Origin of the sequence: Limnobacter sp. (assembly GCF_043511195.1) — a bacterium.
Classification (GTDB): domain Bacteria; phylum Pseudomonadota; class Gammaproteobacteria; order Burkholderiales; family Burkholderiaceae_B; genus Limnobacter.
This window is the reverse complement of record NZ_CP121330.1, coordinates 1,775,111-1,791,223: the sequence shown is the minus strand read 5'-3', so window position 1 is coordinate 1,791,223 and position 16,113 is coordinate 1,775,111. Positions and strand designations below refer to the sequence as shown.

Annotated in this window: 13 protein-coding genes; 4 read left to right on the top strand and 9 right to left on the bottom strand. The window is 53.7% G+C overall.

Annotated features, from left to right (window positions below; translation table 11 throughout):
- Positions 1 to 9 precede the first annotated feature (9 nt).
- Positions 10 to 846, top strand: a complete 837-nt coding sequence (locus tag P0D43_RS08560; protein WP_394672180.1) for a sulfite exporter TauE/SafE family protein — start codon at positions 10 to 12, stop codon at positions 844 to 846.
- Between the two features lie 21 nt (positions 847 to 867).
- Positions 868 to 2,460 (top strand): gamma-glutamyltransferase family protein, encoded by a 1,593-nt coding sequence (locus tag P0D43_RS08555; protein ID WP_394672179.1) that lies wholly within the window; start codon positions 868 to 870, stop codon positions 2,458 to 2,460.
- 16 nt (positions 2,461 to 2,476) lie between these two features.
- On the opposite strand, the gene P0D43_RS08550 is transcribed toward P0D43_RS08555, so the two are convergent.
- The 5 genes from P0D43_RS08550 to P0D43_RS08530 form a co-directional block, all read right to left on the bottom strand.
- Positions 2,477 to 3,388 carry a hypothetical protein gene (locus P0D43_RS08550; RefSeq protein ID WP_394672178.1) on the bottom strand — a complete coding sequence of 304 codons (912 nt, stop codon included), beginning with the start codon at positions 3,386 to 3,388 and terminating at the stop codon, positions 2,477 to 2,479.
- 3 nt (positions 3,389 to 3,391) lie between these two features.
- Positions 3,392 to 4,129, bottom strand: a complete 738-nt coding sequence (locus P0D43_RS08545; RefSeq protein WP_394672177.1) for a phosphonate ABC transporter ATP-binding protein — start codon at positions 4,127 to 4,129, stop codon at positions 3,392 to 3,394.
- Positions 4,126 to 5,007 (bottom strand): phosphonate ABC transporter, permease protein PhnE, encoded by an 882-nt coding sequence (phnE, locus tag P0D43_RS08540; RefSeq protein WP_394672176.1) that lies wholly within the window; start codon positions 5,005 to 5,007, stop codon positions 4,126 to 4,128. The genes P0D43_RS08545 and phnE overlap by 4 nt, the downstream gene beginning before the upstream one ends.
- An 18-nt stretch (positions 5,008 to 5,025) precedes the next feature.
- Positions 5,026 to 5,892: a phosphate/phosphite/phosphonate ABC transporter substrate-binding protein gene (locus tag P0D43_RS08535; RefSeq protein ID WP_341237099.1), complete on the bottom strand. Its 867-nt coding sequence runs from the start codon at positions 5,890 to 5,892 to the stop codon at positions 5,026 to 5,028.
- Between the two features lie 136 nt (positions 5,893 to 6,028).
- A complete protein-coding gene (locus tag P0D43_RS08530) occupies positions 6,029 to 6,931 on the bottom strand; it encodes a VTT domain-containing protein (RefSeq protein WP_159568496.1) in 903 nt (300 codons plus the stop codon).
- 183 nt (positions 6,932 to 7,114) lie between these two features.
- Here P0D43_RS08530 and P0D43_RS08525 point away from each other — a divergent pair, with 183 nt between their 5' ends.
- Entirely contained in the window at positions 7,115 to 7,399 is a 285-nt protein-coding gene (locus tag P0D43_RS08525; protein ID WP_159568495.1) for a coiled coil domain-containing protein, read from the top strand.
- A 13-nt stretch (positions 7,400 to 7,412) separates the two neighbouring features.
- Here P0D43_RS08525 and P0D43_RS08520 read toward each other — a convergent pair whose 3' ends face one another.
- Both P0D43_RS08520 and P0D43_RS08515 read right to left on the bottom strand, forming a co-directional pair.
- Positions 7,413 to 9,032 (bottom strand): neutral/alkaline non-lysosomal ceramidase N-terminal domain-containing protein, encoded by a 1,620-nt coding sequence (locus P0D43_RS08520; protein WP_394672175.1) that lies wholly within the window; start codon positions 9,030 to 9,032, stop codon positions 7,413 to 7,415.
- Between the two features lie 13 nt (positions 9,033 to 9,045).
- Positions 9,046 to 11,505, bottom strand: a complete 2,460-nt coding sequence (locus P0D43_RS08515) for a hypothetical protein (RefSeq protein ID WP_394672174.1) — start codon at positions 11,503 to 11,505, stop codon at positions 9,046 to 9,048.
- 126 nt (positions 11,506 to 11,631) lie between these two features.
- Between P0D43_RS08515 and P0D43_RS08510 the strand changes: the two genes are divergently transcribed.
- A complete protein-coding gene (locus P0D43_RS08510) occupies positions 11,632 to 12,231 on the top strand; it encodes a TetR/AcrR family transcriptional regulator (RefSeq protein WP_341237103.1) in 600 nt (199 codons plus the stop codon).
- 4 nt (positions 12,232 to 12,235) lie between these two features.
- Here P0D43_RS08510 and P0D43_RS08505 read toward each other — a convergent pair whose 3' ends face one another.
- Positions 12,236 to 13,588, bottom strand: coding sequence for a DUF4382 domain-containing protein (locus P0D43_RS08505; protein WP_394672173.1), 1,353 nt, complete (start codon positions 13,586 to 13,588; stop codon positions 12,236 to 12,238).
- A gap of 92 nt (positions 13,589 to 13,680) precedes the next feature.
- Positions 13,681 to 16,053: a TonB-dependent siderophore receptor gene (locus tag P0D43_RS08500; protein WP_394672172.1), complete on the bottom strand. Its 2,373-nt coding sequence runs from the start codon at positions 16,051 to 16,053 to the stop codon at positions 13,681 to 13,683.
- Between the last annotated feature and the right edge of the window lie 60 nt (positions 16,054 to 16,113).

Here is a 16,113-nt window from a genome sequence, read left to right as displayed (position 1 = left end):
GGAGCTTTCATGGAATTGTTAAGTGGATACTCCCTGCCGTGGTTGGCAGGGTTGGTGGTGGCGCTTGCCATCACTGGAACTATCGCAGGCCTGCTGGCAGGCTTGTTGGGTGTGGGTGGCGGCATTGTGATTGTGCCGGTGCTGTACCACCTATTCACGCTGCTGGGCGTGGATGAAAGCGTGAAAATGCATGTGGCTGTGGGCACCTCATTGGCCACCATCATTCCTACTTCATTCATCTCGGCAAAAAGCCACAAGGCCAAGGGTAATCTGGACGAACCGCTGTTCAAAAGCCTGGTGCTGCCTTTGTTCATCGGCGTGATCATTGGCAGTTTTGCAAGTGGTTATGTGTCGGGCGATGTGTTGTCAGTTGTGTTTGCAAGCATTGCACTTTTGGTGGCAGCCAACATGGCATTTCGAAGCAAAGCCAAACCCGTGGCGGAAAGTTTGCCGGGTAGTCCTGTGAAGCAAATCATGGGAACCTTCATTGGTGGCTTTTCAACCTTGATGGGCATTGGGGGTGGCACCTTGAGCGTGCCGATTCTGAATGCATTCAATGTGCCCATGCACAGGGCTGTGGGTACAGCTGCGGCCATTGGTATGGTCATCAGCATTCCCGGCGCAATCGGGTTTTTACTCAATGGCTGGAACGTTGAAAATACGCCACCATTGACCATTGGTTATATCAATTTAATCGGCTTTGCACTGATTGTACCCATGACCATGTGGATGGCACCTGTGGGTGCACGCATGGCCAATGCAACCACTGCGGCCCGCCTGAAAATGGCATTTGCATTTTTTCTGTTCATCACCGCCGTGCGTATGTTCTACGGCGTGTTGGTTTGAACACCAAAGGAGTTATAAAAAATGATTCACACCAAACGCGCTCTTGGTGGCGTATTTGTAGCCCCCCATCATTTGGCTGCCCAAGCTGGCCGCGATGTATTGAAAGAAGGTGGCAATGCCGCCGAAGCCATGATTGCCGCCGCTGCTGCCATTGCCGTGGTGTACCCACACATGAATTCAATTGGTGGCGATGGCTTCTGGTTGCTCAGCGAACCGGGCAAAGCACCAATGGGAATTGATGCCTGTGGCAAAGCCGCCGCAAAAGCCACACGCGCTTTTTACACCGAACAGGGCTTTGATGCCATTCCCAATCGTGGGCCGTTGGCTGCGCTCACTGCCGCTGGCACTGTGGGCGGATGGATCAAGGCACACGAAGTGGCCACACAGTGGGGTGGCAAATTGCCATTGAGCCGCTTGATGAGCGATGCGGTAACCCATGCACACCAGGGCGTTGCTGTCAGCAGCAGCCAGGCACGTTTAACCCGCGTGAAGTTTGATGAACTTTCAACGGCACCCGGCTTCGCTGAACATTTTTTGACCAATGGCCAGATACCTGCAGAAGGCAGTGTGCTGAAACAAAAAACATTGGGCGACACTTTGGCACGCATGGGCCAGGTGGGGCTGGATGACTTTTATCGCGGTGAACTGGCCCAGGCCATGGCCGAAGATTTGGCCCGCGTAGGCAGCCCGATCAGCCTTGCTGATTTGAACAATCACCATGCGCAGTTTGTAACCCCGCTGCAAACCGAGCTGAACAACAGCACCATTTACAACATGACGCCGCCCACGCAGGGCATGGCCTCGCTGATGATTCTGGGCATGTTCGACACGCTGGGTGTGCAGCAGGCCGACGGTTTTGATTATTTGCACGGCATGGTGGAAAGCACCAAGCAGGCCTTTCTTGTACGCGACCGCTATTGCACCGACCCGGCTTACATGACCGTGAACCCCAGCGATTTTCTGACCCGCGAGGCCTTGGCTGAACGCGCGAAGAAAATTGACATGCGACAAGCCCTGCCCTGGCCGCAAGACCCCTGGCAAGGCGACACCATCTGGATGGGTTGCATTGACAGCGAAGGCCGCACCGCCAGCTTTATTCAAAGTGTGTACTGGGAATTTGGTTCAGGCGTGGTGTGCCCCTCTACCGGTGTGATGTGGCAAAACCGGGGCATCAGTTTTTCATTGAAAGAAAACGCACTGCACTGCCTTGAACCGGGCCGCAAACCTTTCCACACGCTGAACCCGGCCATGGCACGTTTTAAAGACGGCCGCAGCATGGTGTACGGCACCATGGGCGGTGAAGGTCAGCCGCAAACACAGGCCGCTGTGTTCAGCCGCTACGCCCTGTTCAATCAGGCATTGCAAACTGCCGTAACCGCCCCGCGCTGGTTACTGGGCCGCACCTGGGGTGAACAAAGCACCACCTTGAAACTGGAAAACCGGTTTGATGAAAACCTGGTTCAACAATTGCGAGATGCAGGCCATGTGCTGGAAGTATTGCCCGAGGCGTTTAGCGACACCATGGGCCATGCGGGTGCGGTGGTGCGCCACCCCAACGGCATGATGGAAGGCGCAGCCGACCCACGCTCGGATGGCTCAGTGGCGTGTGTTTAAACGCATTGAGTGCCGTTTAAACGCCCTCGCTGATTCGCTTGAAATAAGAGGTGTGCGCAGCAGTGCCTTCTGGCCATTGGCTTAGAAAGTGCTGCTGCCAGGCCGACTGGTTGAACTGCACACGGATCTGTTCAATGTGCATGCCGTGCAGCTGAATTGACTGAAATACAAGTGCCCTGTTTAAAAAAGGCTGGGCCGAAATGCGGGTAAACAGGCCGTCCATTTCAGCGCTGGGCATGCCCGCCGCACCATTGTTACTGATCAAACCTGTTTGCCCGTTTTTCAAGGGCTCAATGTGAAAAGCTGCACTGCAAGTGTGGCTACTGGTGAACACATTCACCTGCGCTTTTTCAAACAAGCCTGCGCGCCACCCTGCTTCCTCTGCGCGTTTCAAATGCACCGGATCAAAGTGCCAGCCTGCCAATGAATCGCCATCGCCGTGCACCACGGCCACCCGCAACCCACCCACGGCATAACGGGCAAAGAACGGTTTTTGCAACAAGGCATGCAACAAGTCGGGCTGCTGTTGCGCAACCCGTTTTAATTCGGTGTGAATAAAATTGGATCGATCCACCACACCTTGATCCACATTCTCAGGGTAAGCACAGCCGCAATCGGCCACGTCCAAAGGCTCGCCCAACTCGGCTTCTACATTGCCCAGAATGCAATCGTGTTTCAACACGCGCTGGTTGATGTGAACAAAATCCTCAGGCGATTTGTTGAACCAGTTGAAGTCACCGTTGAAACAAATGCGAACTTCACCGGTCTCATGTGCGGCCAGTTGCTCAATGGTGTCCAGCGCGTGCGCATTGCCATACACACCACCCACCACGTACAAGACATCGCAGGCAATCAAGGGGGCTTGCGCAATTTTTGCAGCACCGTATTGGTATCGAATGGGGCAACTGCGCCCGGCACTGTCGTTCATCTTTTACTCGTACAAACTGTTCAATTGTTCTTGCGTCAACTCATGGCTGGCGCAATCGAGAACCACTTCACCGGCCTTCAGACCAATTACCCGGTGACTCAACAATGGCACCAAACTCACATTGTGTACCACGGTAATCAACGTGGCCTTTTCACTGGCTTTCACCAGCAATTCACACACTTCATCGGCAGCGGTTGGGTCCAGCGCAGCAGTGGGTTCATCAGCCAAGACCAATTGCGGCTGTTGCATCAGCATGCGGGCAATGGCCACTTTTTGCCGCTCGCCACCGGAAAGTTTGTCGGCCCGCTTGTCAGCCAAATGCGCCATGCCCACAGCCTTCAATGCCGCCTGCGCACGCTGTGTTTCCTCGGTGGTGAAAATACGTGCCCAACTGCGCAACCGTGGCATGCGGGCCAAACCACCCACCAGCACGTTTTCCATCGCGCTCAAACGCGCAACCAAATGCAAGCCTTGCAGTACTTGCCCCACTTCGGCCCGCACTGCACGTAAATCGCGCTCGCGCTTGAACGGATACACAGCACGTTGATTGACAACAATTTGACCGGCTGTGGGCTTCACGAATCCGTTCAAACAACGCAGCAAAGTGGATTTTCCTGCACCATTGCGTCCAAGAATGGCCGCCTTCTCGCCATGCGCAATTTGAAGTGAGTCCACTTTCAAAATACGCCGCCCGGCAATCACCATTTCAAGACCCTGAATTTCAATGATGTTGCTGCTCATAGCAAGGCCGTCCGAATTCTGCGGCTGATGGCATCAAATGCAGTCACCATGAGCACCACCACGATCAGGATGGTAGAAAGCCTGCCCCATTGAAACAGCGACACCGCTTCGGAAATCAACAGGCCCAAACCACCGGCACCGATGATGCCCAGAATGGTGGAATCACGAATATTGTATTCCCACAGGTACAGGTGGCTGCTGACCCATTGCGGCAACACACTGGGCCACACCGACCAGAAAAAGGTTTGAGAAGGGCTGGCGCCCACACCCTTTACCGCTTCAATGGAAGCCATGTCGAGTGTTTCAATGGATTCAGCGAACAGCTTGCCGTAAGTGCCCAGGCTGTGAAAGGCGATTGCCAAAATACCCGCCGTGGGGCCAAGGCCAACAATGCCCACCAACACCAAACCGAATACCAAAGTGTGAATGGATCGGGACGTGTCCAGCACCAGCCGTGACAATGCAGTGAGCAAACGGGGGGCCTTGATGTTCTTTGCGCTGAGCACACCAAAAGGCAAGGCTAAAATAGCGCCCAACAATGAGCCCAGCGTGGCAATTTTGAAGGTGGTCCAGGTGGCAAAGCCCAGTTGCACCAACCACCGTTGTTCAACTTCTTGCCGGTTCTCGGTGCGCAGTACGGTGCCATCGTCGCTTGTGTATTCATAGGTGGGGTCACCCAGCCACACATCCACAAAACTGGGGCGTGCAAACTCCGTGGCAGTTTTAATGAAGTTGGCGACAGGATTACGGCCCATGGTCAAATCACCCGCCGTGGCCAGGCTGTACACGCAGGCAAAAACAATGAGCGAATACAAAAAAACCAGCCCGAAAAAACCGAGCCGGCCTCGCAAGTGAAGCTTGAACTGCATCCAATTCATGGTGTGAAAGCGCTTCCCTTATTTGGGCTGCAGGCGGCCGGTGGCCAAGCCTGCATCACGAATGGGCTTGTAATAGCTGTTGTCTTTTTTCGCAAATCCTGTGTAGCGCGGGGGCAGCAGGTTGGGCTGGTTTTTCAGCTCGGCACCAATGCCCACCAAAGCCTCTTGCAACTTGGCCACAAAAGCTTTGTCCTCGAACAACTTGCTGCTCACGGCAAATGCATCGTTGGGCAAGGGGTCGGAAGTCCAGATGATTTTTGAATCTTCGGCCTTGATCAGACCGTCGGCAATCATGGCATCGCGGTTGCGGTTGTAATCGGCACCTGCATCAATCGCACCCTGGGTGACCTGGGTTTGAATGGCCTGGTGGCTGGTGTTGATCACTTTCGAGAAATAGGTGTCAGGATTAATGCCCTGCTTTTGAAAGTAATGGAAGGGAATCAGGTAACCCGATGTAGAACCTTTGTCGCCGAACGCAAATGTTTTGCCTTTCAAATCAGCCACACTTTTAATGCCGCTTTTCGGATTCGTGATCATGATGCCAAAGTATTCTGGCTTGCCTTCGTATTCAATAGTGGCCACAGCCTGTGCCTTGGCTTCGTTGTTGGCCAGCACATAGCCCCATGGGCCCATGAGTGCAATGTCGGTTTCACCGTTGGCCAATGATTTCGCCAACCCTTCCCAGCTGCTCACGGTGCGCAATTTCACTGGTTTGCCCAACTTCTTTTCCAGGTATTGGGCCAATGGGGTGTAAGTTGCGTCGTTTTTGTCTTTGTCGGGTTGATACAGACCCACGCCAAATTGAATAACCTCTTGGGCAATAACGGGGGTTGAAACAAGGGCAAAGCTGAAAGCGCCGAGCAGGGCTTTGGTCAACAAACGCATGGTCAGGTTCCGTAATGAAATGAATAGTTGGAATAAAACAAAAGTCACAAGGCTTATTACGCTAAGCAAGCCACAAAGGTTACAGGAATTTGAATTGAATTCGGCGGCGATTATTGCGGCTGTGGAGCCCAAACGCTTAATTCGATTGCTTGCTGGCCAGCCAGGCCTCGTATCCGCCCTGCATGGCCTTGGCTCGCTTGTAGCCTTGCTTGCGCAACAGCCCAGCCACATGTGCTGCGCTGACATCGTCGGGGCAGGCACACATGGTCACAATCAAATCAGATTTTGGCCAGGCGCGTGCGGCAGCCAGTGCACTTTCGGCGTTGGCGGGCAACCAGCCTGCCATGGGTTCAGCTTCCTGAACAATGGCTGGGCGAAGATCGATTAAACGCAGGTTGGATTGCCCGGCTTTGACCCAGGCCAGCACTTCCACGGCAGGCACTTTCGGCATTTTCAGGCGAGATTGAAAAGCGTCCCTTCGAGCCAGCTTCCACATCAGCCAAAAACTGCAAATCAGGGCAGCTACCACGCCCACAATAAACAGATTGTCTTGCAATGCGGCATAGATCGAATTGACTTGCTCCTTGAAAAGCCAGCCCGCCAACAAGGCAGCCATGGCCCACAAGAACGCGCCCAAGGCCGAGGCCAGCGTGAAGCTGAGAATTGGCATTTTCACGGCACCGGCAATAGGGGGCGCTACGGTCGAAAAACCGGGAATGAATTTGGCCACCACCAGTGACCAAGGCCCCCACACGCGAAACCTGGACTCGGTTTGACTGACACACGATTCAGGATTGATCGACAATTTGCACAGCACTGCCAAGACCCGGTAACCGTAATAGCGCCCTGCGAGGTACCACACCCAGTCGGCAATCAGCGAAGCAGACGTGGCCACGAAAGCCAGCAAAAAAATGCCAGACCACTGCCCCGACAAACTGGCCGACAGAATCATCGTGGGAACTGCAGGCACAGGGGCACCCAACTGCTGCAACAGCACGTTGAAAAAAACCAATACTTCAGTGGTTTCGAACAAAGACATGGAAGATACAGCCCTTCACTGCATTGCGGTTGTTGAGCCGCCCACTATAGATAGCAACATCATAAGCAATTTCAACAGCCGCGATTCATGATTAGAGTAAGCGCTCTTCGAATGAGCGTACTTTCAGTCACAAAGTGTTGTTACCCTAATACTTCCAGTTTTAAACATGAAGGAGTACACACCATGGCAGACCTCGAACACTACAAGGCAAAACTGAATGCCCAGTTGGACGAATGGAAAGCAGACCTGGACAAACTCAAGGCCAAGGCCGACGGTAAGTCAGCTGATGCCAAGCAAGAGTTGAATGAATCAATCGACGCACTGGAAGCCAAACTGGCCCAAGGTCGTTCGAAACTTGAAGAATTGAAAGGTGCCAGCGCTGAAGCCTTCGAAAGTTTGAAGGATGGTGCAAACAGCGCCTGGGACAACATCAAAGAGGCCTTCGACAAGGCCAAGTCCAAGTTCTGAATACCAAGCCGGCTTACGGCGCAAACAGCGGATCGTAAGCCTGCAAGTTCAACGCTGGGGTTGTAAAAGGCCCCAGCGACACCGTTTCCTCGTAGAAAGACTGGCATTCAAAAAGGCCATTTCCAAACTCGTTTTCCGTCAGGATATAACCCAGCGAATTGTGGGTCAGGCCCATTAACATCATCGGGTTGCTACTTCGTGCGCGAATGGAATCTGCCATGCCTTTGGAGCCCTCGCCGGGAATCGTTACAAGTTCCAGCACTGTGCCTTCGCCCTGCCCCAGCTGAATTCTGCTGACAGGTGTTTCAGCGTACAAGGCTGCTTGTGGAAAATTTTCATAACCAGGAATGTTGGCGGCCAACTGTTCGCCCAGCGGCGTGAAGTTGTAATAACCATTGAAACTGCGCAAGCCACCGGCCCCCACAAACAAAGGATTGGTCACCGGCAAAAAGGCTGTGGCGTGGTTCACCAACAAACCACCCTCCACCTTCTTGCGCGTCGGCAAGGTATTCATGGCCGCCTGTGCCACAGCCACCCCCATGGCGTTGGCTTTCTCATAAGGGTCATTCGCCGCTGGCGCACGCGGTGAGGAATCGGCAATTGCTCCGTTGTAATACAGCACAGTGGAATTGAAATTGCGCTCCAGTGTGCGCAAGGCACCGCCCACCCAGTCGGTGTGAACCAAGCGGTTGCTGGAATTCAAGACAGTGGGGTGTGCCGAGTAGTTCAACACCGACCCCAACACATCACCACGCGCCGTGCGGGCTTGCACCAGGGTCAGCGTGGGGTCAGGCGTTCTTGAGTCATCGGGATCGCAGCGCCTGAAGTTGTTCAATCGGGCCTCACCTTCGAGCACTGTTTGCGCAAAATCAAGGTAAGCAGGTTTCAAATTGGCCACTGCCTCGGCAGCTGCTTCTGCAGCCAATTGATACAGGCCACCTTTCAAGGCCGGGTCGCAGGCTTGTGCCGGATCCGCCTGCTCGCAACTCAACCAGCTTGCCGGCACACCGCCCCAAAGCCCCTGCAAATCGGCACCGGAATGCGAATGCGTTTGGGCAAACAACACGTTGTTGGGCGGCACATTTGCAGCTTGCGCAACCGCTGCTTTCAATTTGTTTTGAATCACATTGCCCGCGCCAATGGCGTCGATGGTGACAAACACCACACGGTTGGCTGGTTCGGTCTGCCCTTCAAGTACAAACACGCGTACGAAGGTGCCATCACCGATGCCGTTGGCAGGTGGACCACCAATGTCAAAATTCACAAAATCTTCAGGGCCATTGAACTCAAAACCACCATAACCACCCAGGTTGAATTGCTGCAACTTGCCAACAATGGGCGTGCTGCTGGTGACCACACCCTGAATTTGTGCGGGTGTTGGGTCAATGTTGCGCTTGGCCGATGCGGCACGAAACTGGGAAGTGTCGAGTAAATTGGGATTACCGCCACCGCCATTCCCGCCGCCGTTACCCCCGCCATTGCCGCCACCGTTGCCAGGCGGCGGGCCCACAATCACCGGCGAGGAATTTTCATTGGTGTCGGTTCTCGATGCGGTCACCGGGTCGTTGTTCGAACCCAAACACGCTGACAACAGCAGGCAGAGCCCCATCACATTCCATTGAATTATTTTCATTGCCACATCCCCACTATTTCAATGACGGGTTGAACCCGCGAGAGCTGCAAGGCATGCCGTTGCACACATCAATCAATGCACCCTGCTTTTTCAGGAAAGCAGCCTTCATGTCCATATTTTTTTGTTCATTTCTCGGATGCCCGTGCGGATCGGCACCGTAACCACTGGCCATTGGCCGGTTGTCCAGTGGTGGGGGCGCACTGCCATTGGGGTTGGCCGAGCCATCGGCGTTGGTCATGGGGCCGCTGTCCCACACGGTGAGGGCATTGCCCACATGGGGATACTTTTTGATGCAGGGCAAACCAAAATAAGGATGATCATCGGGGTGCCTGCGACCAAACGACACATTCGGGAACTGCTCCTGTTCAGCACGCACTGCGGGGTGCACTTGCTTGAGCACCGCTGGCCCGCGCTGGGCGGAAGGCCCACCCACCACCGCCGGGCATTGCAAGGGCGCTTCAATGGTGCGTGCCATGACCTCGGCAGTGTTCATGTACACCTGATGATCTGCAAACGCCGGGATCAGCAACACGCGCTTGTTCGGGCGGGTTCCGGGCAACTCCCGGCCTGGCACCAAACTCCAGGCGTAACCATTGTTCTCGCCCCGGTCCCACAGCATTTGAATCAGCGAAAGAATGAATTGTTGATCCAGCGAGGCCGGATAAGCCTCGTAAAAAGCCGGGGCATACGGTGCAAAATCAACAGACCGCTGCAACAAGGTGGAATACGCCATGCCCGGCACACCCAGTGTCGCGGCTTGAATATCCGGTGAAATGGCAGTGACGGGTCCACCGTTGATGCCGCCTTGCGAATTGCCATCGTAAAAAAGTTCGCTGCGGTCAATCAGGCATTTGCCGTCTTTCTGAAAAGCAGGATGCGTGCAAAAACCATTCACGGAAATCATGGCACGCCCAAGCATTGTGAAGTTCAGGAACCCTTGCTGCAGGCGATCGGTTAAACGGTTAAAACCACTAAAATCGGCCAACATCGCTACAGTGCTGGCCAGGTCACCACCAGCTGCATCCCAGAATGGATCGTACTTGCGGTTGTCATCCGGGTCGTCAGGCTGGTTGCCCGTGGCCAAGCCTGCCCAGTCCACCATGCAGAACAAAAAGTTGTGGCGTTCGGCCATGGCCCGCACATTCAAATCATAGGTGTTGCCTTCATCGCGCGAGCCCAACAAACCATGGCCGTACAACGAGGCACGCGCTGGCTCGCCGGTATCCAGATTCTTGCGGGCGATTGAACAAATGAAAGGCACGCTGGCATTCGGTGTCAACGGGTTGCGTTGGGGCAATGCGGTGGCCGGGCTGCCCGTGGGCACCAGTGGGTAGTTGTAAGTGCCGCCCGACAAACAATTGGGGCTGGTGAGAAAACACGGCACATCAATATGCCCCCGAATTCGACGGGCGGTAATTTCACTGGCGGATCCGTTTTCCGGGTTTTCAATAACGGCATCAATGGTGAAGTTGGGCGATTGTTGTGCAGTGGCTTCAATGGATACATCGCGCGCATGAATTAAGCGCTCCGTGAGATTGCGACCCGAGGCCACTGTGAAATCCCAGGCCAGGTAAAGGTTGTCCCGTTCAACCCCGGCCATGCTCAACACACTGAATATATTTTCCATCAGCGGCTTGCGCGCATTTTGTGCCGCGTTGGCCAAGGGCAAACCATCTCGATAGGCTTTGAACACTGAACCGGGCTCGATGTTGTCGCCCGCACTGTTTTTCAGGTTGCGCAGGGCCACAATGTAACGGCGACCCGGTTCCAGGTTTTTGGCTACACGAATGACCAGAGCCGGGCCGGGCTCAGCACTGGGCAAATTCAATTGACCTTGCGTAGTGTTGGCATCAAGCTCAGCCCAAATCAGCTGCTTTTTCAAAGTCAGCGTGTCGATCAATACGATCGGCTGATTGCGCTGCAAACTTGCTTCGATATGGGTAATGGGTACAGCACCCGTTTTTTGTAAATCCAGACCAGGCACGCGCGCCAAGATGGGCTGTCCTGGAGAAAATCCGTCGTTGCGGTTCCAGTCTGTGGGGTCAATTGGTTTGCCCACAATATTTTTAGGCATGGCCAACACATTCAAATTCACCCGCATTTTGGTGTCAGTTTGGGTGTCGGCTGTCGTGAAGTAATTGTTTGGAAACGGGAACAGGCAATAAGCTGGGTCCAGTGGATCACAACGCTCGGCACCCGCTGGTGCTGCACCTGTTCCTGCTGGCTCGGTTCGAACAACCGGGTCTTTGGGAAACAGGGGTGGCGAACCCCCACCACTGTTACTCCCGTCACCCTCGCCATCATCGTCCGAATCACCAGGATTGTCTGAATCCACAGGCGTATCAGATTCTTCCTCGTTGGGATTGGTCATTGTGGGGCTGTCGGTTTGGGGCGAACCAGAATCACCCATGCACCCGCCCAATAGCACAGCCCAAGCCAATACAATGGCCCCACCCCAGTTTGTCGTCCTCATGTCTCTCTCTTTTAGCGTGGGGTCTTGTGTTCGACCCTTAGGTTACATTACTGTAACCAAAGATTAATTTAAGAAGTTGTAATATGTCTAGTGTAGTTTTTCCACTGTAAATTCAACGAGTTAAACATGTTAAAACAAGCGCAAACCCGCATGAAACCTGAGGATCGAGAGCGTCAATTGCTCGATGTTGCGCAACGGATGTTTGTGGAAAGCGGCTACCAAGGCACGGCCATGGAAGACATTGCCAAGGCTGCAGGTGTGACCCGGCCAGTGGTGTACAAACTGTTTGGCAACAAAGACGGCGTGTACCTGGCATGCCTGAAAAAAGCCCGCGACGTGCTCAATGCTTACATTGTTGATCACGCCTTGAAAGGCGAAGGTTTACAAGGTCGCTTGCGTGGAGGTATCGAGGGCTATTTTGCCTTTGTTGAATGCGAGCGCGATGCGTTTCGTTTTCTCTACGACAGTGGTGCCGCAGTGGCAGGACCCGCCTCGGTTGCAGCCAGTCAACTGCGTTTTGACACAGTCAATCGCATTGCAACGTTGCTGAGTGATCTGAAAGGTGTGGTGTCTGACGAAGAAATTGTAGCCACAGCCCACGCCTTGTCGGGCGCGGGTGAACAACTGGCGAAGTGGTGGTTAACCCAGCCCCTGGTGCCCAAAGCCACGGTGATCAACACCATGTTTAATCTGCTTTGGGCGGGGCTGGCTCAACACCAGGGTTGAATAATCAAGATGCTGGTGCGCTTGAGAAATCGAAGTCATTGGTGATGACTTCACGAGGCGCATCTACGGTGCCCACAAATCCGGGATCAAAACTGGCTGCTGCAGTTTGTACCACCGGTGTTAAATCCACGGGCTCGGCAATGGCCATGACCATGTAATCCCCTTCCACTGCGGTGTCGATGGTGAAGTTGAACGTGCCAGTTGATGTGTACGGCGCTACCTCAGGCGCATCCACCGGCAAGGTGAATGAGTAGCCAGCCGTGTCTCCCATGCCGGTCACCACGCCAGCCGAATCAAACGTTTCATACGACAGCTGAGCCGAATTGATCAGCACTGTGGCACCCACAGACAAGGTTTGCGTAATGTCCACAAAAGTGGCGGGCTTCATATCGTCGGTATTGGTCACTGTACCAACCGCATCACCTTCAACAGTTGCTGGCAGCAACACAATTTCATTCTCGTCAACCGCGGTAGTTGAATCTGGATCCAGATTCACCAATTCGCCTTCGGGTACCACCACATCGGTGACCACTTTGGTGACGAAACCAGGCGCTGTGAACACCAAATCATAGGTGCCGGGCGTAACCTGCGCCAGAATGAAGTTGCCGTTCTCATCAAGGTCTGTTGACTCGATTGGCGCAGTGGCACGAACCACTTCACCATCTTGCTGAAGAGAAACACTCACACCCTCGGGCACCAGGGCATCGGCCACAGAACCACGCACGCCCGACGACAAACGGGGAATCGCTGTGAGCACCGGTTTCAGCAAAAAGTTGCCTGAGCCACCGGCCTCTACCACCGACTGACATGCATCAAAATCAATCAGCAAATCGGCCACCTCCCCCTCGGCCACATCAATACCCACATTGATCTTCACACCGCTTTGCTCGCCACTCGGTGTTTTCAAATCTTCGAAACCACCAGCGCTAAATACCACATGGTTGGGTGCGCGACTTGGGTCTGCGTCGGGATCAAATTCAATGTCGGCAGGATCGGCAGTGGCATTGTCCATCAATACCAAACGAACCTGCTGCACCCGACCAACAGGCAAGGTGACCTCGCCAAGTTCCTCGATCACGCCATTCTGTAAATCAAGCAAATCAATTTGACGCGGCTGTTCCAGCACCACTTCCGACCAGCCCGCACCATCGGGCTCTGCGTTGGCGCTGTTGTTCACCCGAATGCGATCAACGGTCACAAAGACATTGTCGTAACCACAAGACGGTGCATCGGTCATTGCGGTACGCAATGTACCCGTTCCGGCAGAATCACCGCCACCGCCTCCACACGCTGCAACGAACAGTGCCGCACAGGTAACCGCCAATGTGGATTGAATGAATGTTTTTCTCTTGTGCATCGCTATCTCCTTGAATGCCCGATTAAAAATAGGTCTGAATAAATTCGGGCGACCTAGTTCTAACGAGCATTCAACAAAAAGGGTATACAGGCTTAAAACTCCAGGCTTGCAGTCAGGCTGACAGCGCGTTTGCTGCCAAAGTAGATGTTGCGAAACGTGCCTTCATTGAAATAAGTTTTGTCTGTTACGTTTTGAACCAGAACACCCACTGTTGCATTTTTGCCCTGTAATTTTGTGGTGTAGCGCAGGCCCACGTCGGCGACAGTCCATGAAGGAAGAAAAACGGAATTACTGGCGTTCAAAGCGCGCTTGCCTGCGTGGCGCACACCAAACTGTGCGGTCAAACCCTGCACGCTGGTGGCCTGGTCTAGCCACAAGGTAGCCTGCCGTTCCGCCACGCCCTGCGGAACCTTGCCATCATTGGCGGGTGTGCCGGTATTCAATGCTTTCGCATCCAGCGCCACAAGCCCGGCATTGATGCGCCCGCCTTCCCAAATTTCCCCAGTACCTGTCAGTTCAAGCCCACGATGGCGGCGAATTCCAAAATACCCAAATACATTGCTGGCCTGGTCCAGGTAACTCAGCGGTACTTCTGTCTCAAACAAGGCAGCTGTAGTGATTAAGCTGCCATTGAACCACTCGGTTTTTATGCCGACTTCAGTTTGCTCAGCGGTAACTGGTTCTAATTGCTCGTTTCGGTTGTTCGCAGTGTTCGGTGCGGTACCGCCCTGCTCCAGGCCTTCCAGGTAACTTGCGTAAATTGATGTACTTGGCACCGGCTTGTAGATCAAGGCCATAGTTGGCGTGGTTACCGTGTCTTCGTACACAGTGGGGCTGAAAACCGAGAAAAACTCCACATCTGAACTGCGCAGGCCCAACAAAGCCTGCCATTGGTCATTAAAAGTAATGAAATCAGAAACAAACATGCCCTTGTCGCGATTCACGAACGCGACATAAGTGTCGGGCGCCTGGGTCATCGGGTCGGGAATTATCACTGGGTTATACAAATTCGACGTCCCGGCCACCTGAAATACGCCGTCACCAAAAGCGGCAACCAGTTTACGTTGTGTATAACCGGCTGCCAGTTCGTGGCGCACCGTGCCCCAGTTCACGTCGCCGCGAACTGCAAATTCCATATTGCGTGAATCACGCGTTTCACCGGGCGATTTGTATTCTTCAATGTCAAAATCGCCATTGGGTTGAATATTTCCGATATTCGCGCTGAAGTCGTCACGATACAGGTGTGCATCATTGATCTTGAACGATGCCTTCCATTTGTCGTTGATTCTGAAATCAGCGGCCAGTGCATATTCGCGGGTTAATGTGTCGTACGTGGCCCAGGGTTGCCCCAGGTAACGCGATGGGTCAACACCCTGTGGAACCTGCCCGTTGGTGTTGAGTTCAAGCGATGGTTGGGTGGTGCCCTCACGCTGGTCTACCTGTGCATCGAGTTGTATGGTCAACCTGTCTGTGGCCAACCAGTCAAGCGCAACCGAGGCAAACCCGCGATCAGTTTCAACTTCATCTACAAAATAATTTTCTTGCCCGCCAGCGGCATTGATCCGAATACCTACCCGACCATCTTCGGTCAATGGACCGCCCACATCGATACCAGGCATGAAGGTGCCAAATTCATCCACAACAACTTCAGCCTTTCGCTGCCAAGTTGGTGTTGGGCGCTCTGTCACATAGTTAATCGCGCCGCCCGGTGCAGCAAAACCTTGCAAGAAACCCGTCAAGCCGCGCATCACTTCCACGCGCTCAATGTTTTCAAACGGGGTTTTCGCCTGGTTGGCAAACAACAGGCCATTTTTGTAATAGTTGGTCCAGTTGTTCAAGCTTAGGCCGCGAATGGACACCGCGTCGTAGTAACCCACCGCGGAGAACGAACTGGTCAGTGAAGGGTCTAGCCGCACCAGATTGGCGAGATTGTTCACACTGGCACTTTCAAGTTGTTCGCTTGAAATGACATTCACAGAGAACGGCGTTTCCCGCAATGAACGTTCACCCAGAACACCAATTTTTGCATTCTTTGCAGAAAAACCGGCTGCTGCAGGTGCGCCGTACACAGGTTCGCCATCGGCGGTTACGGTCACTGCCTTCAAGGTTGCGGCACCAGTTGGAGAATTTTTAACCAAGGTATAGCCAGTCGATGTTGGCTGCAAAGCCACACCAGTACCCGCCAACAATTGCGTGGCCGCTTGCTCGAAGGTGTACTGACCGGTCAAGGCAGAATTGCGAAGACCATTGGTTAAAGATGGGTCATAAGACAACACCACACCTTGCTGCTGGGCCAGCAAATTCAAAGACGCTGAAAGGACCCCTGCCGGGATATTGACTGTGCTTTGTTGGGCAAACACCGAGGCACTTGCAAAAAACGAGGCCCCACCAACACCGGCCATGGCCAGGTGCAAACCCAAAACAACGGGAGAAAGCTTGCGGGGCAATGCAAATGAAGAAGACATAATTATTTTTCCAATTCACCAAATGGGTTGAAACAAAGGTTCAACCCATATGTCAATTGA